Origin of the sequence: Planctomicrobium mucosum (genome assembly GCF_051466335.1) — a bacterium.
GTDB lineage: Bacteria > Planctomycetota > Planctomycetia > Planctomycetales > Planctomycetaceae > Planctomicrobium.
The window spans coordinates 2,682,492-2,708,113 of sequence record NZ_CP195793.1; the positions used below are offsets into that span (position 1 = coordinate 2,682,492).

21 protein-coding genes are annotated in these 25,622 nt (G+C 53.1%); 16 read left to right on the forward strand and 5 right to left on the reverse strand.

What is annotated here, in order from left to right:
- The first annotated feature begins 186 nt into the window (after window positions 1-186).
- Window positions 187-996, forward strand: coding sequence for an IS5 family transposase (locus tag SH668x_RS10825; RefSeq protein ID WP_437185075.1), 810 nt, complete (start codon window positions 187-189; stop codon window positions 994-996).
- A gap of 150 nt (window positions 997-1,146) precedes the next feature.
- Here SH668x_RS10825 and SH668x_RS10830 read toward each other — a convergent pair whose 3' ends face one another.
- Window positions 1,147-2,982, reverse strand: coding sequence for a UbiD family decarboxylase (locus tag SH668x_RS10830; RefSeq protein WP_437185076.1), 1,836 nt, complete (start codon window positions 2,980-2,982; stop codon window positions 1,147-1,149).
- A gap of 402 nt (window positions 2,983-3,384) precedes the next feature.
- Between SH668x_RS10830 and groL (SH668x_RS10835) the strand changes: the two genes are divergently transcribed.
- The 7 genes from groL (SH668x_RS10835) (at window position 3,385) to SH668x_RS10865 (ending at window position 10,537) form a co-directional block, all read left to right on the forward strand.
- Window positions 3,385-5,082, forward strand: a complete 1,698-nt coding sequence (groL, locus tag SH668x_RS10835; RefSeq protein WP_437185077.1) for a chaperonin GroEL — start codon at window positions 3,385-3,387, stop codon at window positions 5,080-5,082.
- A 183-nt stretch (window positions 5,083-5,265) separates the two neighbouring features.
- Complete coding sequence (groES, locus tag SH668x_RS10840; RefSeq protein WP_437185078.1) at window positions 5,266-5,562, forward strand: co-chaperone GroES; 297 nt, start codon at window positions 5,266-5,268, stop codon at window positions 5,560-5,562.
- A 106-nt stretch (window positions 5,563-5,668) separates the two neighbouring features.
- A complete protein-coding gene (gene groL / locus SH668x_RS10845) occupies window positions 5,669-7,279 on the forward strand; it encodes a chaperonin GroEL (RefSeq protein ID WP_437185079.1) in 1,611 nt (536 codons plus the stop codon).
- Between the two features lie 280 nt (window positions 7,280-7,559).
- Entirely contained in the window at window positions 7,560-8,693 is a 1,134-nt protein-coding gene (gene dnaJ / locus SH668x_RS10850) for a molecular chaperone DnaJ (RefSeq protein WP_437185080.1), read from the forward strand.
- A 60-nt stretch (window positions 8,694-8,753) separates the two neighbouring features.
- Complete coding sequence (gene grpE, locus SH668x_RS10855) at window positions 8,754-9,296, forward strand: nucleotide exchange factor GrpE (RefSeq protein WP_437185081.1); 543 nt, start codon at window positions 8,754-8,756, stop codon at window positions 9,294-9,296.
- Between the two features lie 59 nt (window positions 9,297-9,355).
- Window positions 9,356-9,655, forward strand: coding sequence for an FmdB family zinc ribbon protein (locus SH668x_RS10860; protein WP_437185082.1), 300 nt, complete (start codon window positions 9,356-9,358; stop codon window positions 9,653-9,655).
- 225 nt (window positions 9,656-9,880) lie between these two features.
- Window positions 9,881-10,537: a glycosyltransferase family 2 protein gene (locus tag SH668x_RS10865; RefSeq protein ID WP_437185083.1), complete on the forward strand. Its 657-nt coding sequence runs from the start codon at window positions 9,881-9,883 to the stop codon at window positions 10,535-10,537.
- A 345-nt stretch (window positions 10,538-10,882) separates the two neighbouring features.
- Here SH668x_RS10865 and SH668x_RS10870 read toward each other — a convergent pair whose 3' ends face one another.
- Window positions 10,883-11,077: a hypothetical protein gene (locus SH668x_RS10870; RefSeq protein ID WP_437185084.1), complete on the reverse strand. Its 195-nt coding sequence runs from the start codon at window positions 11,075-11,077 to the stop codon at window positions 10,883-10,885.
- Window positions 11,078-11,103: 26 nt separating this feature from the next.
- Here SH668x_RS10870 and SH668x_RS10875 point away from each other — a divergent pair, with 26 nt between their 5' ends.
- Entirely contained in the window at window positions 11,104-11,556 is a 453-nt protein-coding gene (locus SH668x_RS10875) for a glycosyltransferase (RefSeq protein WP_437185085.1), read from the forward strand.
- On the opposite strand, the gene SH668x_RS10880 is transcribed toward SH668x_RS10875, so the two are convergent.
- Both SH668x_RS10880 and SH668x_RS10885 read right to left on the reverse strand, forming a co-directional pair.
- Window positions 11,546-12,283, reverse strand: coding sequence for an alpha/beta hydrolase (locus SH668x_RS10880; protein WP_437185086.1), 738 nt, complete (start codon window positions 12,281-12,283; stop codon window positions 11,546-11,548). The genes SH668x_RS10875 and SH668x_RS10880 overlap by 11 nt on opposite strands.
- A 596-nt stretch (window positions 12,284-12,879) precedes the next feature.
- The gene (locus SH668x_RS10885) at window positions 12,880-13,491 is read right to left on the reverse strand and encodes a hypothetical protein (RefSeq protein ID WP_437185087.1); all 612 of its coding nucleotides are present in this window, start codon (window positions 13,489-13,491) and stop codon (window positions 12,880-12,882) included.
- Between the two features lie 330 nt (window positions 13,492-13,821).
- Here SH668x_RS10885 and SH668x_RS10890 point away from each other — a divergent pair, with 330 nt between their 5' ends.
- From SH668x_RS10890 to SH668x_RS10915, 6 genes are all read left to right on the forward strand, one after another.
- Window positions 13,822-14,640, forward strand: coding sequence for a hypothetical protein (locus SH668x_RS10890; protein WP_437185088.1), 819 nt, complete (start codon window positions 13,822-13,824; stop codon window positions 14,638-14,640).
- 360 nt (window positions 14,641-15,000) lie between these two features.
- On the forward strand, window positions 15,001-16,026 hold the full coding sequence (locus SH668x_RS10895; protein WP_437185089.1) for a helix-turn-helix transcriptional regulator: 1,026 nt from the start codon (window positions 15,001-15,003) through the stop codon (window positions 16,024-16,026).
- Window positions 16,027-16,226: 200 nt separating this feature from the next.
- Complete coding sequence (locus SH668x_RS10900) at window positions 16,227-17,069, forward strand: ThuA domain-containing protein (RefSeq protein ID WP_437185090.1); 843 nt, start codon at window positions 16,227-16,229, stop codon at window positions 17,067-17,069.
- A 204-nt stretch (window positions 17,070-17,273) separates the two neighbouring features.
- Window positions 17,274-20,123, forward strand: coding sequence for a c-type cytochrome domain-containing protein (locus tag SH668x_RS10905; protein WP_437185091.1), 2,850 nt, complete (start codon window positions 17,274-17,276; stop codon window positions 20,121-20,123).
- Between the two features lie 314 nt (window positions 20,124-20,437).
- Window positions 20,438-22,543 (forward strand): ATP-dependent zinc metalloprotease FtsH, encoded by a 2,106-nt coding sequence (gene ftsH, locus SH668x_RS10910; RefSeq protein WP_437185092.1) that lies wholly within the window; start codon window positions 20,438-20,440, stop codon window positions 22,541-22,543.
- A 94-nt stretch (window positions 22,544-22,637) separates the two neighbouring features.
- Window positions 22,638-23,447, forward strand: coding sequence for a TrmH family RNA methyltransferase (locus SH668x_RS10915; protein WP_437185093.1), 810 nt, complete (start codon window positions 22,638-22,640; stop codon window positions 23,445-23,447).
- A gap of 34 nt (window positions 23,448-23,481) precedes the next feature.
- Here SH668x_RS10915 and SH668x_RS10920 read toward each other — a convergent pair whose 3' ends face one another.
- Window positions 23,482-24,273, reverse strand: a complete 792-nt coding sequence (locus SH668x_RS10920) for an SDR family NAD(P)-dependent oxidoreductase (protein WP_437185094.1) — start codon at window positions 24,271-24,273, stop codon at window positions 23,482-23,484.
- 388 nt (window positions 24,274-24,661) lie between these two features.
- Between SH668x_RS10920 and SH668x_RS10925 the strand changes: the two genes are divergently transcribed.
- Entirely contained in the window at window positions 24,662-25,621 is a 960-nt protein-coding gene (locus tag SH668x_RS10925) for an SGNH/GDSL hydrolase family protein (protein WP_437185095.1), read from the forward strand.
- Window position 25,622: the final 1 nt, after the last annotated feature.

The following is a 25,622-nucleotide window of genomic DNA, read 5'->3' on the forward strand; positions in this document are numbered from 1 at the left end:
TAAATGAAAGTCGTTTGGGGATGTTGGGATGCTTGCATTTAGTACCACGTCAAGTCGGTCCCAATACATAAAAAACGGGGTCGATCCAGCTACAACTTTATGGTCTGTGGAGTCGAATGCTGCAGCCTATGATTCGCCTAGAGTCTGTTATGGACTTAAGTGTTGGTTTTGAAGTAGTTTCCGTGGATGAGCAAGCCCCGGATGCCTTACCCCAGTGACGTCACGGACGACGAATGGGCCTTTTTAGCCCCCTATTTGGCGCTGGTGAAAGAGGACTCGCCGCAGCGGGTTCACTCCCTTCGAGCCGTGTTCAATGCCATGCGGTGGCTGGTACGCACCGGGGCGCAGTGGCGGTTCATGCCCCATGAGTTCCCGCCTTGGCCCGTGGTCTATCAGCAGGCTCGCCGTTGGCTGGAGGCTGGCGTGTTTGAGCACATCGCTCATGACCTGCGGGAAGTGGCTCGCGTGGCTCAGGGACGCGATGAGCCCCCCTCAGCAACGATCTTAGATGCGCGAGTCATCCAATCCACTCCCGAGAGTGGTGCCAGAGCCGGTTACGATGGCGGCAAACGGCGGAAGGGCTCGAAGGTTCACGTGGCCATTGACACGCTCGGGCACCTTCTCGCCTTGAAAGTGACCCCAGCCAATGAACAGGAGCGAGCCCAGGTTTCCGACTTATGTGTCGCTGTGCAGGAGGCGACTGATCAGGCCATTGAAGTCGCCTATGTGGACCAAGGTTATACTGGCGAGAACGCGGAAGAGGCTGCCGCTGAGCAGGGAGTGGAACTGCGCGTCGTGAAACTCCCTTATGCCAAGAAAGGATTCGTATTATTGCCACGTCGGTGGGTCGTGGAGCGGACCTTTGCCTGGCTAGGACGATCACGGAGGCTGGCACGTGACTACGAACGACTGGCAGAAGTCTTGGCCGGATGGCACTGGGTGGCCATGGTCGCACTGCTGCTCAAATACACGCCGATCGTCGTCCAGAGTTCATAACAGGCTCTAGTGGAGCAGTCATGATCTGCGATGAGTCGGGTAGGACTGTTTTGCAAAATTGCAATAGTGAACTCGCCATGCAACCTCGACATTTGGGAGTAATGTCAAGTTGGGTTTCATTCGGAGGACATGCAGGCACGTTTTGGGGGATCAGTCGATGATGCCGTGCAGTGGTCCACCTTTCGCTGCTAGTTGATCGACGCGACGGGTCACTTCTGGATCTTCGATTAGCGGTGGGGCGTGATGAGGCTTGATGCGTGCGTCGATGACCAGTGTTTCTTTGCAGCCCCAATGTTTGTTCTCGGTGAGAGCGTCTGCCCCATCGATATCGCTGGCTGGATTAGAGCGGGTGAACGTTGTCCACAGAAAGTTATTGAGTGATCTCGCAGTGAATTCGGAGTGATCGACGATCACGCACATTGGAAATTTGCGAATCGGGTGGTCTTGTGTGAGAGATTCGCAGAATCTTCGCAAGTGTCCATCGTTTCGCGACGTGCATGGTGGGCCTTCAATGGCTAATACACCGGGCATCACGAGTGCCGGATGTTTGAACCCCATTGCCAATTGCAGCGAAGATGGGGGTGCTGTTGGCAGTGATCTTCGGATCGGCCCTGCACATGCCATGACAACTTTAGAACCGGAGTTAAACCCGTCTCCCGAGTAGTCGAGCGTGTCGATCGTCGTGCGTGTCTGAAAATGGACGTCGTTCTGCCAGTCAACACGTTGCAGGACGTGGATCAGAAATCGCTGGATGTCGTGGAGGTCGAGTTGAGGATCATCTTCTCCCGCTGCGATGAACAGGTATTTCGCGAGTGACAGTTGTCCTTGTCCCAATATCGCGTTTGCCTGAGTTAAGATCTCCTGTGGCTTTCTCGTCTGTGCATAAGGGACGTAACGCTCGCTGCCAATCGCAAGAAGGAGGGGATGAACTCCTGCAGCGTCGACCGCGTTGACTGCTTTGACACCGGGAAGAACAGCAGGGATGGCTGGCCCGGTGATTTCATGGATGATGTCGCCAAATGACGTGTCTTCCTGTGGCGGTCTCCCGACGACAGTGAATGGCCAGATGGCATCTTTCCTGTGCCAGACTTTGTCGACGTTTAATACCGGGAAATCGTGTTTCAAGCTGTAGTATCCGAGATGGTCCCCGAACGGGCCTTCCGGGAGTAGGTGATTCGGGTCGACCGTTCCGGAGATGCAGAAGTCTGCCTGAGCCATCAGCGGGAGTCCACTCTTTTGCCGTACGAGTTCGAATCTTCGTCCGCCGAGAGCTCCTGCGAAAGTGAGTTCCGAAAGTCCCTCAGGCAATGGCATGACTGCGGACAGTATGGAGGCAGGAGGGCCGCCGACGAAAATGTTGACCTTGAGTGGTTCCCCATGTTTGATTGCAGCAGCGTGATGAACGCCGATGCTTCGATGAATCTGGTAATGCAATCCGACCTGACGGTTGGGGAGGTACTGATTCCCTGCCAATTGAACGCGATACATCCCCAGGTTTGACTTCTGCCACCCGGGGTGGTCGGGGTGTTCAGAGTACACTGCCGGGAGCGTGATAAATGGACCTCCGTCATCCGGCCAGGATTTCAGTTGCGGGAGTTTGTCGAGTGTTGTTTGAGTATGGAGGATCGGGCCGCTGTTTCGATATTTGGGCTGCATGGCCCACGCCGTCGGAAACGCGCGAGCGTACCTGAGTGGATTTTTGAATGCATTGGCTGGGTCGACTTTCAGTTCAACAAGTCTCCGGACAAGGTCAATCGTGTCGCGAAACATGAATCGCGTTCTCTCGAGCGTGCCGAAGAGATTGCTGACCATCGGAAACTGGCTGCCGATGACATTTTCGAACAGTATTGCAGGTCCACCGGCCAGGTAGACACGCCGTTGGATCTCGGCTGCCTCGAGGTGAGGGTCAATTGGTACGTTGATGCGACGCAGTTGGTTGTGCTTTTCCAGATCTGTGATGCATTCACGAAGATTGCGGTAACCCATGAATAGGCCAGTTTTAATGACGAAGCGGTCAGTTGCGACGCTGCATTGTACGGCGATTTCGCACTGCCTGTGAACTCAGTCGGTTTTCTTATCTCGGAGGAATCTGCCATGCTGGCAGTTTGAGCACTGCATGTTTTTAGCTGCAGTTTTGTAACAGTCGGTTGTAAAACGACTTGTGTTTCATTTTGTGTGAGTGGCATGGCTGTTGCATTAGCGCTGGCTTCAGTCGAAAATCTGTCAATCCAGGCAGCCGCTCAGGGTGTTTGGTGAAGCAGCGGTCAAAATTGACAGTGAGTTGCGAAGTGCCCTTCCGCGCTGCTGTCAGTTTAATGTCGCGGGTTCGCAGATTTTCGATCGGGAATCACCTGAAGGTCATCGTTTGACGCAACACGAGGAGTAATCGTGGCGAAACTGTTGAGTTTTGATGAAGAAGCACGTAAGCATCTGCTGGCTGGTGTCAGCAAGCTTTCTCGTGCTGTCGCCAGCACATTGGGGCCCCGCGGACGCAATGCCGTTCTCGACAAGGGCTGGGGTTCTCCGAAGATCACCAAAGACGGTGTCACCGTCGCTCAGGACATCGAACTCGAATGTAAATTCGAGAACTGCGGTGTCCAGCTTGTTAAAGAAGCTTCCAGCAAGACCGGTGACGTTGCAGGTGACGGCACAACCACCGCGACTGTCTTGGCTGAAGCGATTTTCCGTGAAGGTCTCAAGTACATTGCTGCCGGTGCAGCACCGATTGCTTTGGGCCGCGGAGTTCAGAAAGCAGTCGACGCGGTTGTTGAAAGTCTGCTGAAGTCTGCCAAGCCAGTCGACGCCGGAAATCGTAAAGCGATTGAAACCGTTGCAACGATTGCTGGTAACAACGACAAAGAAATCGGAAAGATTCTTGCTGACGCCCTCCTGAAAGTGGGCAAAGACGGTGTGATTACCGTTGAAGAAGGTCGCGGAATCGAAACTGAAGTCGATCTCGTCGAAGGGATGCAGTTTGAGCGCGGCTTCCTGTCGCCTCACTTCATCACCAATGAAGATGAACAGGAAGTTGCTTACGACAACTGCTACATCCTCATTCACGAAGAGAAGATCAGCAACGCTCGGAATCTCGTTCCGCTGCTCGAGCAGCTCTCGAAATCTGGCCGTCCTCTGCTGATCATTGCAGAAGATGTTGATGGCGAAGCATTGGCAACTCTGGTTGTCAACAAGATGCGAGGAATCGTTCAGGTCGTCGCTGTGAAGGCACCTGGCTACGGCGATCGACGCAAAGCGATGATGGAAGACATTGCCATCCTGACCGGCGGTAAGGCGTTCTTCAAAGATCTCGGCGAGAAGCTCGAAGAAGTGACTCTCAAGGATCTCGGAACAGCCAAGAAAGTCCGCATCAGCGCTGACAACACCACAATCGTTCAGGGTGGTGGTGATAAGAAAGCTCTGGAAGGTCGTACCGCTCAGATTCGTTCTGAAATCACGAAGACCGACAGCGATTACGATCGTGAGAAATTGCAGGAACGCCTCGCGAAACTCGCTGGCGGCGTTGCAGAAATCAAGGTCGGTGCTGTCACCGAAACTGAAATGAAAGAGCGTAAAGACCTCGTCGACGACGCTCTGGCTGCGACACGTGCGGCGATTGAAGAAGGAATCGTTCCTGGAGGTGGGGTTGCCCTGCTCCGTTCGGTTTCCGCAATCGAAAAACTGAAGCTCAAGGGAGACGAAGCTCTCGGAGTTCAGCTCGTTCGCAATGTTCTTGAAGCTCCAATCCGGAAGATCGCTGAAAACGCAGGTCTGGACGGGGCAGTTGTCGCTCACAACATTCGTAAGAGTTCCGACGTCAGCTATGGCTACGATGCTCTGAACGAAAAATACGGCGATATGTTCGAGATGGGTGTTGTTGATCCGGCGAAGGTTGTTCGCACAGCTCTGCAGAACGGTGCGAGCGTTGCGACTCTTCTCATGACAACAGACTCCATCATCGTGGATGAGCCGAAAGAAGAATCCGATAACCACCACGACGACCATCACGACATGGGTGGGATGGGCGGAATGGGCGGAATGGGTGGCATGGGTGGAATGGGAATGGGTGGAATGCCTGGAATGGGCTTCTAGTTCCCAGTTAAGTCGGTGGCACTTGGACACCAGTTTGATGGGTGTCTGCCATCGCAGCCCGCGTGGATGTCAGTTTCAGAGAATGATTAACTGCTCCGCGTGACTTTGGTCATTGATTTTTCCCTTCGATGGCGGAGGGAAATCCCAAATACATACGAAAATCAGAAATCATTTGGAGTTTCCATGTCCTTGTCTCTCAAGCCACTTGACGATCGCGTCGTTATCGAGCCATTGAGCGCTGAAGAAACCACAGCTGGCGGAATCGTTCTTCCAGACAGTGCAAAAGAAAAACCACAGCGTGGAACAGTTCTAGCCGTTGGTCCTGGCCGTCTGCTGGAAAGCGGCGAGCGATCAGCTCCAAGCGTCCAAGTTGGCGATGAAGTGCTGTTCTCGAAGTACGGCGGCACCGAGTTGGAAGTGGACGGCAAAGAGATCAAAATTCTCCGTGAGTCCGACATTCTGGCCAAAGTGGCAAAATAATTGTGTCATTCAGGTTGAGCCGCACTTCTCGTAAGTGCGGCTCGGCTGACCGTGCGGCGATCGAGCCCGAGACTTTGATTCAACATCCTCAACGAGGAGCTTATTGGTGGCTAAGCAATTACTATTTGATGATCGCGCTCGGCTGAAATTGCAGCGTGGCGTGAACACACTGGCTGACGCAGTGGCTGTGACGATGGGTCCAACCGGCCGCAACGTCATCATCGACAAGAGTTTCGGCAACCCACTCGTCACTAAAGACGGCGTGACTGTTGCTAAGGAAGTCGATCTCGATGACGCTTTCGAAAACATGGGCGCCAAACTCGTGAACGAAGTGGCGACCAAAACCAGCGATATCGCTGGTGACGGCACGACAACCGCAACCGTCCTCGCTCGCGCAATCTATGAAGAAGGTCTGCGTAGCGTTTCTCTTGGTGCAAACCCAACGATCGTCCGCAAGGGAATTGAAAAGGCAGTTGACGCTGCGATCACGTTCCTGGAAGGCTTCGCCCGTCCAGTTTCCGATAAGAAGGAAATTGAGCAGGTCGGTGCGATCTCCGCGAACAACGATCTGGAAGTCGGCAAGTTGATTGCTGACGCCATGGAACAAGTTGGCCGCGACGGTGTGATCACTGTCGAAGAAGGTAAGAGCAGCAGCACCACTCTCGAACTCGCAGAAGGGATGCAGTTCGACAAGGGGTACATCTCTCCATACTTCGTGACCGATCCAGCAGACATGAAGGCTGTTCTTGAGAACGCCGTCATCCTGTTGTTCGAAAAGAAGATTTCTAACCTGCGTGAGTTCATTCCAGTTCTGGAGAAGGTCTCCCAGACTGGCAAGCAACTGCTCGTCATTGCAGAAGATGTCGATGGCGAAGCACTCACAGCATTGGTTGTGAACCGACTCCGCGGTGTTCTGCAAGTCTGTGCTGTGAAGGCACCAGGCTTCGGTGATCGTCGTAAAGCGATGTTGCAGGATATCGCTGTTCTGACTGGCGGAACCGTCATTTCAGAAGACCTCGGTCTCAAGCTCGAAGCTGTCGAACTGAGCCACCTTGGTCGCGCGAAACGCATCGAAGTGTCCAAAGACAGCTGCACCATCATCGACGGTGCCGGTGAGTCGGAAGACATCCAGAAGCGAGTCAATCAACTCAAGAAGAGCATCGAGGATTCGGACAGCGACTACGATCGTGAGAAGTTCCAGGAGCGACTCGCGAAGTTGACTGGCGGGGTTGCCATCATTTCCGTCGGTGCTGCGACCGAAGCTGAAATGAAGCAGACAAAGGCCCGTATGGAAGACGCTCTGCACGCAACTCGCGCTGCAGTCGAAGAAGGTATTCTTCCAGGCGGTGGCGTTGCCCTGCTCCGCTCGATCAAAGCGATTCAGGAAGTGAAGGCTAAAGGGGACGAGAAGATTGGCGTGGAAATCGTCATTCGTGCACTCGAAGCTCCGATTCGCCAGATCACCAAGAACGCTGACGAAGATGGTTCTGTGATTGCTGATGAAGTCAAGAACCATGCAGAAGCGAACTACGGTTACAATGCTGCTTCCGGTAAGTACGTCGACATGTTCAAGGTCGGTGTGATTGATCCGGCCAAGGTGGTGAAGAGCGCGTTGCGTAATGCAGCGAGCATCGCTGGCTTGATGTTGACGACATCTGTTCTGGTGACTGGCGGTATGCCAGAAGCCGGCAAGTCTGTCGAAGGGGCGGTTCGCTAATCCATGAGCCGATGATTCAGCAGCCAGTTTTTCTGGCAGTGGCAATCTTTCGGTAAATGATTCGAATCTTGAAGATTGCGAGCCGCCGGACATCCGGCGGCTCGTTCGTTGTTCAGTTGTTCCATCCGGGTTAGGTCAACGATTCAGAATGTGTTGATCAGGCCTGTTCGTGATGCGTGATTTGCTCTCGTCAAGTTAGCTTTCGGCTGACTGCGCATCACCGAAACTGTGTGATTTATTTTTTAGTCAGCGGCTTGTTCGCACAAAACCGAATTCCATCATGTCTTCCAAGCGTGACTATTACGAGATTCTCGAAGTGAATCGCACTGCGACCTTCGAAGAAATCAAGCGGTCCTACAAGAAGCTGGCGATCAAACATCACCCTGACCGTAATCCAGGTGATGAAGAGTCCGTCGTCAAGTTCAAGGAAGCTGCCGAAGCATACGAGGTGCTTAGCGACACCACAAAGCGTAGTCGCTACGACACCTACGGGCACGCAGGAGTGAGCGGCGCCGCCGGAGGCCGCAGCGGCTCGCATGATATCAATGACATATTCGATGCTTTCGGCGACCTGTTTGGATTTGGATCAGGTGGAGGACGCGGACGGCGGTCGGGACCATCTCGCGGGGCGGATCTCCAAACGAGCATCGTGCTGACATTGAAAGAGGCAGCTCTCGGGTGCCAGAAGGAAGTGCAGCTTCATCGGCATCAGTCCTGCACAACTTGCGAGGGAAGCGGTGCAGCCCCGGGGTCGAGCGCGGACACATGCGAGTACTGCGGCGGGCACGGTCAGGTCGTTCAGGCACAAGGCTTTTTCCGAGTGCAAACCACTTGCCCGGGATGCCGTGGTTCAGGGAAAGTGATTCGCAACAAATGCGATGACTGCCAGGGAAGCGGACTCGTTGGTGAGTTGGTGACTCGCACCGTCAACGTTCCACCTGGCATCGATAATGGGCAATCGTTGTGCTTGCGTGGAGAAGGTGAAGCTGGACCAAATGGCGGGCCTTCTGGCGACCTCTACGTCGAAGTGACCGTCGAAGAGCATTCGATCTTCCAGCGAGAAGGTCAGCATCTGATCTGCCGGATTCCAATTTCGTATTCGCAGGCTGCACTGGGAGCGACGCTTGAAGTTCCACTCGTGGTTGGCAAAGAAGAATTAAAGATTCAACCCGGAACGCAGCCAGGACAGGTTTATCGGCTCAAAGGCAAAGGGATGCCGGACCCTCGCGGGCGAAGCGTCGGAGATCTGCACGTCGAAATTCAGGTTGTTGTCCCGAAGAAGTTGAGCGAAGAACACGAATCGCTGTTGCGGAAGCTCGCTGAGATTGAACGAGTCGAAGTCGATCCACATCAAAAAACGTGGTTTGAGAAATTGAAGAGTTTCGTCACAGGCAGTGATGACGACAATGAGTAGAATGGCAGGGGCATCCAGTCATTCCAAGAATGTTAGTGTTTGATTCAAGGAGAGATCGCTGTGACTGAAGACCAGAAGCCAGTTGACCAAGTCAACGAAGGTGAAGCTGTTGTTGAAAACACTGAGCCGGAAGTGGTTCTCTCGCCTCTTGAACAAGTGACTCAGGAACGAGATGAATTGCGGGATCTGATCCTGCGTACTCGTGCTGAGATGGATAACGTCCGAAAGCGAATGAATCGGGAACGGGACGAGGAGCGTAAATACGCCAGTCTGCCTGTCGTCCTCGATCTGCTTCCGGTGATTGATAACCTTGGACGAGCAGTCTCATCCGGGAAGTCCGCCAGTGATCCGCAGGCCCTGCTTCAGGGAGTGGAAATGGTGGCGAAACAGTTAGAAGACGTGCTTTCGAAGCAGGGCTTGAAATTGATTCCATCGGTTGGACAGCCATTCGACCCGAATCTTCACGAAGCACTCCAGCAGGTTCCAACTGCCGATCACCCACCGATGACCGTGATTCAGGAATTCGAACGTGGATTCCAGCTTCATGACCGCGTTGTTCGACCAAGCAAGGTGATTGTTTCCAGCGCTCCTGCTGCCCAGTAACGTGACTGGTGCGGTAGTTTAGTAATCCATGATCTAATTGATTGCAGACGAGATTTGGGATGCCAACATACGACTACGAGTGCAAGGCGTGCGACCACCACTGGGAAGAGTTTCAGTCGATTAAGGCAACTCCGACCAAGAAGTGTCCAGAGTGTGGAAAAAGCCAGGCCAAGCGAGTGATCGGCCCCGGTGCCGGCATTATTTTTAAGGGCTCCGGGTTTTATATTACCGATTACCGCAGCGACTCCTATAAGAGCGCCGCTGCTGCTGACAGCAAAGCGTCTGACAGTTCGAAGTCTGCTGACACTCCTGCGAAGTCGGAGTCAAAGCCCGCTGCCCCGAAGTCGAAATCAGAGTAAATCGCTGGCTGGACCTGCTCTCTGGAATTCACGAACCGCGTCGACATGTCGACGCGGTTTTTTATTGGCTGATAGGGTGGCGTCAGCGAAGACCATCGGCATGCAATTGCAGGGCTGTCTGCCCTCTTCTTTACTCAGAATCGGACTGCTTGCGCAACGTGTTCATGTTTCATTACGACCCCGGTAATTCGATGTGAAATTCCAGCCCACCGGATCCTGAACCACGTGAACACTATCTCTGTCATTGTTCCACAATACGGGAACTCACACCTCACACTCGCTGCTGTGAAATCTCTTCAGCGGCATCATTCATCAGAATTCGAGATCGTTATCGTCGATGATGGGAGTGACGATGAGCAGCGAAGCCAAGTCCACGAGGAGGCCTCAGGAAATGTGCAATTGCTCCGATTGCCTCATCGCCGCGGGGTCACAGTCGCATGGAATGCGGGGGCCTTGGGCGCGAGTGGGGAGATCCTGATCTTCCTAAATAACGACACTGTGACTCATGGCCGCTGGGTAGATCAGATCAGTGAGGCGGTCTCCTCTTCCGGTGAGTATGTGATTGCGGGGACTGACTGGCGTTTCGACCCACTTGTCCAGAATGGGCGACGACATATTCTGAGCGGGTATTGTCTCGCGATCCGAAAAAGTTGTTTCGAACGTATCGGGCGGTTCGATGAGCGCTTTCGGCTCTATTATTCGGATACTGACCTCCAATGCCGTTTACTGCTCGCGAACCCCACTGCCCTCATTGGGATTGAGTCACTTCCACTGAAGCATTCGGGGCACCAGACGTCAAAGTTCCTTCCCCAACGCAGAAGGGTCTGGGAAAGCGATCGACTTGCTTTCCAAAAAAAAATGGCAATTGCGAGGGGAGTCTGAATGAAGCTTGTACAGGTTTGCAATGTTGGGGAGATTTGCGGAGGGACCGCCGCTTGTGCGTGGACTATCGCAAAATCATTTCCGAACTGGGACCATTCAGTTCTGTTTTTGGGGAAGATCCACGAGCGAACCCAGGAAGCCTTTGACCGGATAGGTGTACATCTTGATTCCGCCTCTGTCATTGACAATCGGGCTCTTGCGGAACTTGGTGCCGACTTGCTGCTCTTGCACAATACTCCGGCCAGTAAAGTACGATCGACTCGAATTTGCGTGACAATACAGTATCTCCATTCAGTGGGTCTGGGGGCCATGAATGCAGACTTTGTCGTCTCATGTTCAAAGTGGCTATCCTGCCAACTCGGCGGAAACATCCCCGTGCTCTATCAACCGGTTCCCAAGCCGATGCCCGCTGCCGGTGAGGACTTTCGATCCCGGAAACGGCTTTCTGATCGCATCGCAGTCGGACGAATTTGCACGCCAACGTTTAAGAAATGGCCAGCATCCTGCGTTGAAGATTACCGTCAGCTTGCTGAGAAACATGCGAACATTCACTGGGAATTCGTGGGATGCCCGGACTCGATGAAGGCCGCATTGTTTCAGGCATGTCGTCAACGAGCACTCTTTCATCCAGCGAGTTGGGACGCTCGTCATCACCCGCCAGATGGGATGCCCTGCTCTACCACAACCAGCAGGTCACTGAGTCGTTTGGCAGGACCGTCGCTGAGGCAATGCGAGGTGGCTGCGTTCCGATTGTTGATGCGCAGGGCGGGTTTCTGGAACAGATTACTTCTGGTGACAATGGGTTTGTCTGTCGCCAGATGGACGATTTCCATCTGGCATTGAAACGCATTCTTGATCCCTGTGAACGCTGGAAGCTCTCGAAGAACGCGATGCGTTTCGCCGATGAACGATACTCACTTGCGAATTTCTCGAGCAGATTCGAGCGGCTTCTCACAACTCATTGCGAGACCGAAACCCGATTGACCGGGCTCACTTCAGGAGTGCGAGTTAGTCAATGATCCCGAGATGACGTTCGATGAGTGTGCCCACGGCGCTCATCGCATCTCTCGGGATGGTATGGGGCCCACGGAACCCGATGAAGTTCATGTTCGCGTCCGCTTGCTGTAATAGATCACGAAGTGCGATCGCTGCATCGTAGGGGAGAATCGGATCTTCCTTGCCGTGGCTTTGGACGACAGGCACGTTTTTGAGGTTGCCTGAAGCCTTTGTCCACTCGTCTTCGCAGAGCAGAGTCCCGGACCAGATGACCAGTCCTGCCGGCGGATTTGGAAGTCGCAATGCGACATCCGTGGTGAGCATGGCCCCTTGCGAGAATCCACCAAGAAGAATCTGATCCAGTGATTGATCGAACTCGGCGCAGACTTCGACAATTAAATCGTTGAGCAGATTGCGAGACTCTTCGAGACCGGGGGGCGTCGTTTTCCTGAGCGCAGCGAAGTCACGGCTTTGTACCGTTCTTGTGAGCTGTTCGAAATTGAGTGGCCACCATGCTCGTCCTCCAGGGATCCCCTGATTGTCCAGACTCAATGGAGCTGATGGGAAGATGAACTGCACCTGATCCAGCAATTCGCTTGAGGACTGGAGTAGTTGGGCACCGATCGGAACGAGATCGTCCCCGGGAGCGCCGTAACCGTGGCAAAGAATTGCAGTGAACTTAGGTGCTTTATCGCTGGTAATCATATGGCAATCGAGTGCACCGAATTTTCGTTGAATCAATGATGCCATAGAAGGTTTTTTCCTGTTCGAACTGATGATCGCAGCCACTTGATGCGATAGATGCTTCGTGCAGACGTTCACTGAGTCGTTCTTCGCTGACAGGTCAGAATAGAAAATTTCAGGTCGAGGCACTAACTGGATTTGGCGATGTCTTTCCAAGTCCAAGACGGATTCTCAGCAAGCCTGCTATTTCCTCCTCTCCGCTACGATTCGAAAAGTCGAACTTTACAATTCATTGCGACAGGATTCTCGCAAAGTCCCTCAAAGTTGAAGCAGTTGGCGGTTCACGAATGGCGGCGAAACATTGTCGGGTGCCTGATTTCCACCAATCCAAGGTACGTGTGAAGGCCTGCTGTTTCAAATGCAAAGTTGCGACACCACGCCATTATTTGGTTGCGGCGTCCGTAAACGTCATTGCTCAAAGCGTGCTGCGAAAAGGCGTCGAGCGGGAAGTCATTCCGCATGTTGAGAGTGCAACGGATCCAGTTCACTCGAGCGCGGGTGCCCATGCTCTAGGCACTTCAATAACAAACACCGCTGAGTTCGCGATTGTTTTCGCGAACTCAGCGGTGTTGGAATTTCAAATATGTCGCTCACCCTGCTGATCAGTAAGGTGACAAGAGTGGAGCGGTTTGCCCTGCAGGACCGTTTTCCCATGAGGCTGCCTGAGTGGGGGCGTAAGCCGGGAGCGAGGTCTGGACGCCTTGCTGCTGGTAGTTATAAGGGCTGGACTGAGCCCCAGGACGATTCATTGCTCCTGTTGGAGAAGGCGGAATCGCTGACCCCTGACGCAATGGTTTCGGGTAATGGTCGAACTCATTGGGTGGTGGGACGTACGGAGCGACCGGAGAATGGTCTCCGCGAGATAAATCAGTCATTCCCTGATATCGATGCCAGAACTGTTGTGAATAGGGCATCGTCGCAGGCATTCCCCATCCGGCAGCGGTCTGGGTCTGGCTGAAGACATGGTGATAGTTGTAGGGGCGGAACGAATGGTAGCCCTCGTAATAGGGCATGTTTCGGACCCATCCGTGTTTCCAGCGTTCCTGATCGTCGTAACGAAACATGGCTTCGTTACTTCCGACAGATCCGGGGCCGTTGTAGCTACCGCCGTAACCGACATCCAAGGTTGACGGAGGAATGTAGCCAGCATCCTGTGCCTGCGTCACAGAGGTCATCAGACCTAAACTGAGGATCGCTACAAGTCCGTTTTTCATGCTTCGCATCCTTGGTCTCGCCCGTCCAGCGAATCGTCTCGACCCGCACGGAACTTTCCGGTTCCTGGAGAGTTCCCATCTAATCGTCAGGTGTCCGCGAATCTACTCATCGGCAGACCCGGAATCGAATTTGTCGTGATTGCGAGCCGCGCATCAAGAATCGAAATGAAAATTGTCCTAAAAAGCGGACTTGGAAGATCTTTCGGTATAGTCGATGCGATTCCCGCTGCTCTGGGGAATTCGTGAAGAAAATTGTCAAGTTTGGGTCAACAAAGGCCGCCAGTGCGGTCTATGTTCAGAGTCCGGTTCATTTCGAAAGGAACTCCAAACATGTTGCGTCAGGCTTTTACCGCGGGTGTGATTGTTTTCGTTGGCTCGGGAATGGTGAGCGTTGCGGATTCCACGATCCCGCCACAAGCTGGGCCGACGCCCATGCTCAATTTGTCGGTTCCGGAGCCAAACGCCGCGACTCCCCCGTTGCAGTCACCACCAGGGCCGATTCCCCTTCCATCTGTGACTCCTGATTCGCCGCTCCCGCCAATGCCGATGCCCCCCATAAAGGAGGCGACGCCGACTTTGGCCAAACCGGAAGGTGTTGCAAGTCCGAAACAGAATCCCCCAATGATTCCGCCGTTGCCGGAGTCGAGCGCTGCACAGCCACCGCTTCCACCCGTCAATAACGAAAAGGCGGAGTCGACTTCCAAGCCGACGCCGGACCTTCAATCTCAACCAACTCAGCTTCCATTTGGGTATCCGTCACAGAATTCGGCTGTCACGCCAACGCCAGTCGATTCGCACGCGGTTCCGGCTCAATCTTTTCCTTCGTCGGAATCGCAGTACCATCCTGCATATTCAGGGGACTATTACTCAGCCCCGCAATGGAATTCCTTTGCCGCTCCACTGAACTCAGGCGTTCCATCTACGGGACCCTATCCCGGGCAGTACTACCAAGGGCAATATCAGGTAGACGGGGCTTTTTACGGCCCGCCTCAGCATGCAGCGACTCCCTATGCACAGCGGCCTGCAGTTCAGCCTATGTCTGATCCATCTCTGATTGGCGGAGAGCACGCTCGTTACCCTTATTACAGCTATCGCCGTCCTTGGTATTCTCCCGGACCTGTGAGCCGAAACGTGAACATCATCTGGTAACGCGTTATCGATCTCGAGATGCTGCCATCTTCGATATTGCCCCGCATTCTTCGTTTGAAAGGATGCGGGGCAATTCATTTTATAGATGGGCTGTTGTTGATTTGATACCTGAGTGGAGATAGAGTGACTGAGGCCTTTTTTAAACGGGCAGATTGAAAAAGGACGTGATGAGTCGGGGGTAAACTTGCTCTTGATGCGTTTTGGCAACATGAATGCACCCCGAATGGAATGCATTCGTTTCGCTGTGTGCCCAAAGTTCAATCAGATCACTCTTGTTGAACGGAAGTTTCATTCGCCCAGGAGCACTCTTGGGAGGCGATGAGGTTTTGTGTACAAGCTGCTGATCCGCGGGTGCACCCTATGGGCTCGATTGCTAAAATTCGTCGACTGCTTTCACTTCTCGAACTTCTTCAGTCCGGCCGCGAATACTCGTCAACGGAACTCTCCACGCTTTGCAGGATCAGTCGCCGCACTGTCTTTCGCGATCTCAAAACCCTGCAGGATGCAGGTGTCCCCATTCTCTACGATTCGAAAAAGCAAGGTTACTGGATTGTCTCCCAGCCTTTGCTCCCAGCGACCAATTTGTCGATCGCTGAAACGCTTTCATTGCTCGTGCTGGCCCAGGATTCCACTCGAGGGAATCGAGTGATTCCGTTTCAGGAAGCGGGGCGGGACGCTGCGATCAAACTACAATCGAGCCTCCCTGCTCATTTGAGTCAGTACGTTTCCGATATGACGCAGGTCGTCAAAATTGAGTCTGAACCACTCGCTGATCTTTCCGGAAGCCGCTCACACTTCGAGACACTACTTGCGGCGACCTCTGAGCGGAGAAAGGTTCGGATCGTTTATCGAAGCTTTGCAGAGCAGAAGACGATCCAATCGCTGATTAGTCCTTACCGGATTCTGTTCAAAAGACACGCCTGGTATGTGATTGGTCGTTCTTCTCTTCACCGAAGTGTGCGAACGTTTCATTTGGGGCGCATCGAGCGGGCGGAGTTGACCGAAGATTCATTTTCGATGCCACCTCGGTTTCGACTGGACCGTTACTTCGGGAACGCCTGGAGTTTCATTCGCGAACCGAAGGCTCGTGAGACAGTGGTGGTTCGTTTTCAACCCCAAGTCGCAGAGAATGTCGCCGAGGTTAGTTGGCATCCGACCCAGAAGATTATCCGTCACGAAGATGGTTCGATTGACTTCCAAGCAACAGTGGATGGGATCAATGAAATCTCCTGGTGGATCATGTCCTATGGGGATCAGGCGAAGGTTTTACGCCCCCACTCTCTGATTGAACTGATCCAGCGGCGGGCGCAAAACATCGTGGAGCAATACGCAAGTTCTCCCTCTGCAGAATCAACACACCTGAAAAATGACGCTGCGGCGGGCTGAAGAACAAATTCCATGTCGAAATTTTGCGGAGTTGAATCGACGAAAACTCATCAGGGGGTGCTTGCTCAATGCGCTGACCCTGCGTAACCTAGCTGATAGTGACGATGAGAATCGTTTTGGCTCAGGCGGAGTGATGTTCGGGGACTCTTGAGCTTTCGGGCATATTGCTTCCCGGATGACCCTACCACTAAGGAATTGGAATGCGATTTGATCTTTGGGTAAAATCAGCACTCGCTGCTGCTGTCCTGGGAATGTCACTGGGGTTTTTCTCATCGTCAGGATACGCTGAAGATGCAGAAGTGAAACCACTTCGAGCTTTACTCGTGCTCGGTGGATGTTGCCATGATTACGCTGCTCAGCAGAGAATCCTTGCAGACGGGATCGAAGCACGGGCTCATGTGAAGGTCGATATTTCTTACGACCCGGATCAGGGAACGTCACACTTGAACCCCGTGTATGAGAAGGCTGATTGGGCTGAAGGTTATGATGTCATCATACATGATGAATGTACCGCTGACGTGACCGACAAAGATCTGGTGAATCGTATTCTCGACCCTCACCGCAATGGGTTGCCTGCAGTTTTGCTGCATTGTGCAATGCATTCGTATCGAACAGAAGGATTTCCGGGTGTGACTCCTTGGTTCGAGTTCTCCGGACTCCAGACGACCGGGCATGGACCGCAGGTTCCAATCAAGATTCAGTTTGCCGCTGAGAATGATCCCATTATCAATGGGTCCGATAGCTGGACGACAGAAAATGAAGAGCTCTACAACAATTCAGCTGGAAAGTTGCTCGATACTGCCACCAAGCTGGCAAGCGGCGTGCAGATGATCAAAGATCAAAAAGGGGAATATCAACCTGTTGAGACTGTACTCATCTGGACAAACAAATATGCGGAAAACACAAAGGTCTTCGCGACAACACTCGGACACAACAACGTGACTGTTGAAGATCCGCGATACCTCGACCTGATTACCCGAGGACTCCTGTGGTCTTGCGGGAAGCTCGACGACACTTATCTGAAAACATCGTCAGCGAAATAGCGTCATTCAATAGATCAGCAGCGTCGAGATATCCGCTCGTCGTGATCGTCAATCAGCACGCGGTCCATTCGAAAATTTTCGGGTGGGCCGCGTTTCTTTTTGCATTTTCAACGGCTCCCTTCAGCCTGATGTCGTTTTCACATCGGCGACTTTTTTGTATGATTTTGTTTTGATGCGTTTCTCGGGTTATTCAGGAAATCAGCGGTGCGAAATCGAATGCTGACTTGGCCACTCAAAAACATCAGCTTTTATTTCCTGGCGATGTTTGCGTTTCCCGGAGGGTTCGTCTTCGGTGGAGCGGAACCTGCCCCTGATTTTGAAAACGCTGTTGCCCCGCTCTTCCAGAAGTACTGCTCCGGGTGCCATAACGACTCGTCACGTGATGGGAAGTTCTCCCTCGAGAGCTATGCATCATTGATGGAAGGAATAGAGAACAAGCCAGCATTGTTGCCTGGGGATGCCAATGGGAGCCTGCTTTGGAATGTCATCAAATCTGGTGGGCAGCCTCAGATGCCGCCGGAAGGAGAACCTGCTCCATCTTCAGATGAACTCGACATCATCCGCGCTTGGATCGACCACGGAGCGACCGGCCCGCAGGGAATGGAACATGATCGCCTGTCGCTGAAGGTTCCTCAGATCCCTGTGAAGACAGAGCTGAGTCCGATCACTGCAGTTTCTTTAACGCGAGACAGCAAAGCCGTTGCGTTAGGACGATACGGACGGGTTGAAATTCGGAAACCCGCTGCGACCGGGCAACCTGCGGCTGAATGGCCAGTTGCTCAGAAACTGGAAGGGTTGCATGGAAAAGTCGTCGCTGTTCGGTATCTGAACGATCATCGTAATCTGGTCACAGCTTCTGGAGTCACCGGATCCGGGGGAATTGCCACGTTGTGGGATTTGGAAACGGGAGAACGGATTCGCGATTTCAAAGGGCATCGGGATATCATCCTCGACATTGAAGTGAGCCCAGACCAATCAATTCTTGCAACGTGTAGCTACGATCGCGAGATCATTCTCTGGGATCTTCACAGTGGCGAACAGCTTCGAAAACTGTCTGGTCATAACGGCGCTGTATATGACATCGCGTTCAATCCCGCCGGGACAATTCTGGCGAGTGCCAGCGCAGATTCAACTTGTAAGTTGTTTCGCGTTTCTGACGGAGAGCGGCTCGACACACTAGGACAACCGCTCAAGGAGCAGTATCAGGTGCTCTTTTCCAAGGATGGTGAGTCTGTTATCGCGGCAGGAGCAGATAATCAGATTCGCATCTGGAAAGTGCAGCCAGCGACGCAACCTTCGATCAGCCCTTTACTCAACTCCCGGTTTGCACACGAATCGGCAATTGTGGGGATGTGTCTTACCGAAGATGGTTCTCAACTGGTGACCGCTGCAGAAGACAAGACGATTAAAGTCTGGGATCTGGCCACGTTGACAGAGAAACAACTGATCGGAAATCAGCCGGCTATCGTAAACGCGATAGATACAGATGGAGAATCTTCTCGGCTGATGGTTGCCCGGTTGGATGGAAGCTGGGATCTGTATGATCTCCAACGAGACCAGTCGGCAGCGTCAGAAACGATGACTGTGGACCCGGGCAAAACTCCTCGTGGTGCCGACGCCCCTGTGCAGGAACTTGTCGAAGCTGAACCGAACGACCTTCCTGAACAGGCCCAGAGAGTGCCGGTTCCTAGCGTAATTCGAGGAACCATTTATCGACCAGACCTGAAAACCGATGTCGACAGCTATCTGTTTACTGCGGCGGCAAACGAAGAATGGGTTATTGAGATCCAAGCGGCGCGCGATGGTTCGGAACTCGATTCATTCGTCGAGGTTCTTACACCCGATGGACACCCTGTTGCCCGAATTCTCTTGCAGGCGACTCGGGAGTCGTACTTCACATTCCGAGGAAAAGATGGAAATCAAGTGGGCGACTTCCGCATTTTCCAGTGGGAGCACATGGACTTGAACGATCTCCTTTATTGCAACGGAGAGGTTGTCAAACTATGGCGTGCCCCGCAAGGACCCGACTCGGGATTTGATGTCTATCCGGGGTCAGGCGCCCGCTGGGGGTTTTACGATACCACCGGAACGACCCATGCCCTGAACGAGCCGTGTTATGTCGTTCAGCCACATCCGCCGGGGACATCACTGACTCCGAACGGACTGCCGGAATTCACGCTGTACTATGAAAATGACGATGGTGCTCGTCGCGAAACTGGCCGGGATTCGAAACTGTTCTTCACTGCGCCAAAAGCGGGCGATTACATTTTGCGGATCCGCGACGTTCGCGGAAACCAATCCGAAAAGTCGACGTATCTCGCGAAGTTTCGTCGTGCCGCTCCCGATTTCGCTGTTCATTTGAACCCACAGAAGTTGGCAGTGCCGAAAGAGAATTCGCGAGAAGTCCATTTTCGGGTTGATCGATTTGACCAGTTCGATGGACCGATCACGGTTGAGATCACCGGCTTGCCACCGTCGATGAAGTTCCACAATCCACTCGTTGTTCAAGAGGGACAATTGGAAGCATTCGGAGCGATTTCCGTTTCGGCCGATGCAGCGTCACTCACTCCAGAACAAATTCAGGGAATCAAAATCATCGCAAAGGGGACGGTAAACGGAAACGAAGTCGTCCACGATGTGGCTTCATTTGAAGAGCTGAATGTGGAGGAGAATCGCGTGTTCACTGTCGCTGTCGCAGCAGCGGAAGGTGGTGCAGTTCCTCTTGAGGTGGAAGATGGCAAACCACAAGAATTTGAAATTCATCCCGGCGAGACAATCATGCTTAAAGTGGTTGCGAAGCGGGATGGCTTTGCGGATTTGATCCAGTTCGGAAACGCGGATTCCGGAAGGAACCTTCCACATGGAGTCATTGTCGATAACATCGGTCTGAACGGATTGATGATGTTGGAGCAGCAGTCGGAGCAGATTTTCTTTCTGACTTGCGCTGACTGGGTTCCCGAGCAGAGCAGATTATTCCACCTACGATCGATTCAGGGTGGAGTGACAACGCTTCCAGTCTGGCTACATGTGCGAAGGCCGGTGCCACAAAAATAGGTGCGCGTGAAATAGCTGAAGAAGACGTAAATGTTGAGTGAAATGACACTCTCATTGCCGGTTCTTTTCAGGACATTCAATTTCATGGCCAGAATTCCTTTCTGAGAAGATCAGCCAGTGTTGAACTGACGATGACACAACCCCCGCAGTGGAATGGAAATTCGACTGATTGACTCGTTGTTCCACGCGACGTAGAGTTAAAAGCGTAGGCAGGGCAAACATCGACCGGGGCATCTCAGGGAGACGGGTGGTCACTTGTTAGTGACCATAGACGGTTTCGATGAAGGAATTCTTTCTAGGGATCGGCGTAACTGATGGGATCTGGAACTCCTACTGGCGGTAAACTACCAGACCAGCATCCAGTTCAAAATCGCAACGACAAAGTGAAAAACACCCGATTTTGGGCGATTCTGGTCGGTGTGATTGTGCTCGTCGTGGGGATGACATGGCTGCGCGAAACGACGTCATCCAAAGAAGTCAAATTCGGAGACTTTCTGCGTCAGATTGAGAGCGGCGAGTTGAACTCGTCCAACGTCTTCGAGTTGCAGTTCACCTCTAAATATATCCAGTACCAAGATCGACCGCAGGACGGTGAAACGACATCCACGGCATCATCGGGTACGCCTGCTTCAGAAGAGCCCAAACCGGACGAGATTGGCAAGAAATCGCCAGATTTTGTCATCGCTTCGCTGCGGGAAGGAAAATCTCCGCAACGTTTTCGAGTCCCCATTGGATTCATTCCAGAGTCAAAAGTTGCGTCCGTCGTCGATCTTTTGAATGAGAAGAAGATCAGCTTTGCGAGTTCGAAGGCTCCTCCCGATTGGGGGGCTGCTTTCTCTCTCGCACTCATGGCAGCGATCGTCATTATTTTCATTCTGTTTTTGCGCCGGATGTCGGGGCCTGGGCAGGCAATGTCATTCGGTCGCAGTCGTGCCAAATTGATGGCTGAAGACGATGTGAAGGTCACGTTTGAGGACGTCGCAGGGATCAACGAAGCGGTTGAAGAGCTGCGTGAAGTTGTTGAGTTCCTGCGGACACCCGGAAAATATCAGGCACTTGGGGGAAGAATCCCTCGAGGAGTTTTGCTTGTGGGGCCACCGGGAACCGGGAAAACACTCCTGGCCAAAGCGGTTGCGGGGGAAGCGGGTGTTCCGTTCTTCAGCTTGTCCGGGTCCGATTTCGTCGAGATGTTTGTCGGTGTTGGTGCCGCCCGCGTTCGGGACATGTTCTCGCAGGCGGCGGCAAAATCACCGAGTATTATTTTCATCGATGAATTAGATGCTCTGGGTAAAGCCCGTGGAAGTGGAATGCCTGGGGGCCATGATGAGCGTGAGCAAACGCTGAATGCCCTGCTGGTGGAGATGGATGGGTTTTCATCTGACCAGAGCGTGATCGTAATGGGGGCAACGAATCGCCCTGAAACGCTTGATCCCGCGTTGATGCGCCCGGGGCGATTCGACAGACATGTCCTTGTTGATCGCCCCGATTACAAGGGCCGGGAAGCAACGCTCAACGTACATTCTAAAAAGATCAAGATGGCAGAGGACGTGAATCTGGGGCGTCTTGCCAAATTGACGCCCGGATTTGTCGGAGCCGATCTGGAAAATCTTGTCAATGAAGCAGCGTTGCTGGCTGCTCGCAAAGACAAAAATTCCGTTTCGATGCATGACTTCGAAGAAGCGATTGAGCGCGTCATTGCTGGTCTTGAGAAGTCATCCAAGATCATTCAGGAAGATGAGCGTCAGAGGGTCGCCTATCACGAGAGTGGCCATGCTCTCGTCGCCAGCTGTCTTCCAATGACCGATCCTGTACATAAGATCTCGATTATCCCTCGTGGCTTCGGTGCGCTCGGGTATATGTTGCAGCGTCCAGAAGATGATCGACATCTCATTACCCAGACGGAAATCGTGAACCGGATTTGCGTGATGCTGGGTGGGATTGCTGCTGAAGATATTGTCTTCGAAGAGACCTCAACTGGGGCTCAAAACGACCTCGAACGGGCGACAGATCTCGCCTCGAGAATGGTCATGGAATTCGGAATGAGTCCGAAATTGGGGAGAGTCAACTACCGGGAATCGAAACGCTCTCCCTTTTTGAACGGGGCGACCTCGGGAGGTGGAGAATCGAATCACAGCGAGCATACGCTGCGCGAGATCGATCTGGAAATTCGGAGGATTATCGATGAGTGTATGGAAACATCTCGCGAAATCCTGAGGAGCCGGCGCGCTGTGCTCGAACAGGTGACGAAAGAACTGATGGAACTGGAAGTGATGAATGGCGATCAGCTGAAAGTCATTCTTGACGCCCATCGAACAGGACCTCAACTGAAACCCGGCACGGCGGCAGCAAAACTCCCATTGGCCAGCGAAGACGTGAATTTCGCAGCGAATCCTTCGACGAATCTACAGGCCGGGAGTTAACAAGCAGAGTTTAAGTTCTACAATCATCACGCAGCGGCAACCGGAATTGCTGCTGCGTTTTTTGTTGAACTGTTTGAATCGAAGCGAGTTGGAAATGCCAGAACAATTCATCGAAGGAATCGATGATCCTCGAATTGTTCCTTATCGTCACTTGAGGCGAATGAATCTGACGCGATGGTCGGGGTTGTTCATCGCGGAAGGGACCCGGCTTGTCGAACGGTTGCTTGAGAGTGATTTTGAAATCCATTCCATTCTGGTGAGCGAAGCTCATCGGCGACGACTCTCCGAGCAGACTCTCGCGGAAAAGCAGGTCTACGTGGCTCCACTTCCAATTCTGGAGCAGGTGATCGGGTTTCAGTTCCATGCTGGGATGCTGGCTTGCGGTTATCGCAAGCAATCCCCTGCCCTGCAGGATTGGTTGCCCCCTCGCGGCAAGTCGTCGCTGATTGTCGGATGCCCTCAGACTTCGGACCCCGATAACCTCGGGACGGTCATCCGTATCTCGGCGGGACTGGGAGCAGATGGTGTGCTCGTCGGGAAGACGTCGGCAGATCCATTTTCAAGGCGGACGCTGAGAATTTCGATGGGAAACGCGTTTTTCCTACCCATCCTGCAATCCGGCGACTTTGCAGAATCGATGCGGCAGATGCAGGTGGACGGGGGTTACACCGCTGTCGCGTCCATGCTTGATCCCAGTGCGATTCCTCTTTCCCAAGTCACTCGCCCGCACCGATTGCTGCTGTTGCTTGGGAATGAAGATGAGGGCTTACCTCCCGATTTGGCTGCGATGGCCGATGAGAAAGTCGTCATCCCCATGGCGGATCAAATCGATTCACTGAACGTCGGGATCGCCGCGGGGATCATGCTGCACCACTATGAACAAGTGGCGCAGCGACGCCCATGAACTGCTATCCGGTCCAGAGACGAAAGTGACTGTCTCACTTCGCCCGTTTGATCGGCTGAAGGAAAGTCATCGCATCCAGAATAGCTGCACGGGGAGTAAAGCGGACGCTGAACGAAAGAAGATTGTTGATCAAACCAGGCATGACCAGCCGCTTTTTCTTCCGAAGCCCGCGATAGCCCGCCTTGGTGACGGCGTCGACGCTCATCGCATTGTGCTTGAAGACGGGAGTGTCGTGCATCGCGGATTCATCCCCGAACTCGGTGCGGGTTGGTCCGGGGCATAGACAGGTGACTGAAACGCCTGTTCCCTGCAGTTCTTTCCATAAAGCTTCTGAAAAGTTGAGCACGAATGCTTTGGTCGCGTAGTAGACGTTGACATTCGGACCCGGCTGGAATGCTGCAGTCGAAGCAATATTGAGGATCGCTCCTCGTTTTCGAGCGAGCATTCCCGGCAGGAGTAGATGAGAAAGCTCAACAAGAGCGGTGATGTTCAGCTGGATCATGCTCACTTGGCGTGCCAGCGGGATCTCAACAAAACGACCCATCTGACCGAAGCCAGCATTGTTGATCAGCGTATCCACCTGAAGGCCAGCTTCTTCGATCTTCTGAACGAGCACAACAGCGGCGTTGGGAGCCGCGAGGTCCAGTGGAATGATTGTGGTTTTTGTTCCGTGAACACGGAGCAATTCGTCCGCAAGTTCCTTCAGACGGTCTTCGCGTCGAGCGGTGAGAATGATGTCGGAACCGTCAGCTGCGAACAGCCGAGCGAACTCACGTCCAATTCCGGAAGAGGCACCGGTAATCAACACCACTTCATTTTTAGACATCTGGACTCTTTCTCCACATTTCACTGCGAATAAAACGTTTGGGCAACAGAAGTCTAGCGAAGTTCGAGACAAATCACCTGCTGTGAACTCGCAGAATTCGGCTGTTGCGTGGAGGATTCTTGAGGGAGATGTCACGGAACGAATTCCGTGCAGATCGCGCGAGTCCTATTGTACGGGATTTCATTTCCTTTGTTTTCTGAAAGATCTCCCTCAATTTGGTGAATTTGGCGGCCAATCACACCTGATGGTGTGCGTATTGCCACGGCCATGAGTCGCGATTCCGAATATCGCGTATTTACGTGCCTTGAGACGACTCGCGTTCGCATCGAAAGAGAGTTATCTTTTGTTGCGAAGGTTTCTACAGGTTCGATCCGTGAGGAGGATTCAAATGCGTCTTGCTGCCATGCTGGTCGGTTTTGCGCTCAGTTGCATGAACTGTTTGTCCTATTCCGTGGTCGCTGCCGATGAAACTGCGTTTCCCCTGCAAGCCAAAAAGCTGCTCTTCATTGGAGATTCGATCACCTACGCAGGTGGCTACGTTGACGTTATCGAGGCACAGCTGAGGTTGAACGCGGTTGCTCCTTTACCGGAAGTGATCAATCTGGGGCTGCCTAGTGAGGGTGTGACAGGTCTTTCCGAGGAAGGGCATCCTTTTCCTCGTCCCAATGTCCATGAGCGTTTGGAACGGGCTCTGGAGAAGATCCAACCCGATGTCGTTGTTGCGTGTTTTGGGGTGAACGACGGTATTTACGCCCCCTTCGATAAAGATCGCTTCAAGGCATATCAGCAAGGGATTCTCGAGTTGATCAAGAAGGTTCATGCAGCCAACGCGAAGCTAGTGCTGCTGACTCCACCCCCATTTGATCCACTGCCAATGAAAAAATCTGGAGCGCTGAAGCCGCGAGATGCCGAAAAATTTGGCTGGACTGGGATCTACGAACACTACGATTCCGAAGTGATTCAGCCGTACGGTCAGTGGATTCGGACGTTGGGCGATCAGGTGGAAGTGGTGATCGATGTACATCAGCCGATGACTGAATACGTCGAAAAGAAGCGTCAGGAGAATGCTGATTTCACTCTTTCTGGAGATGGCATTCACTTTGACCATGAGGGGCACGAGGTGATGGCGGCGGCCATTCTGAAGAGATGGGGACTTCCCGTGAAGACAATCTCTCAGCCTGAACTCATCACGCTCGTTTCCCAGCGTCAGCAGTTGCTCAAGAATTCCTGGCTGAGTGAAGTCGGGCATCTGCGCCCTGGAATTGAAATTGGACTGCCAATCGATGAGGCTCGGACAGCGGCGCGCGAACTGGATCTGAAAATCCAGAACATCGTCGCCGGGAACTGAT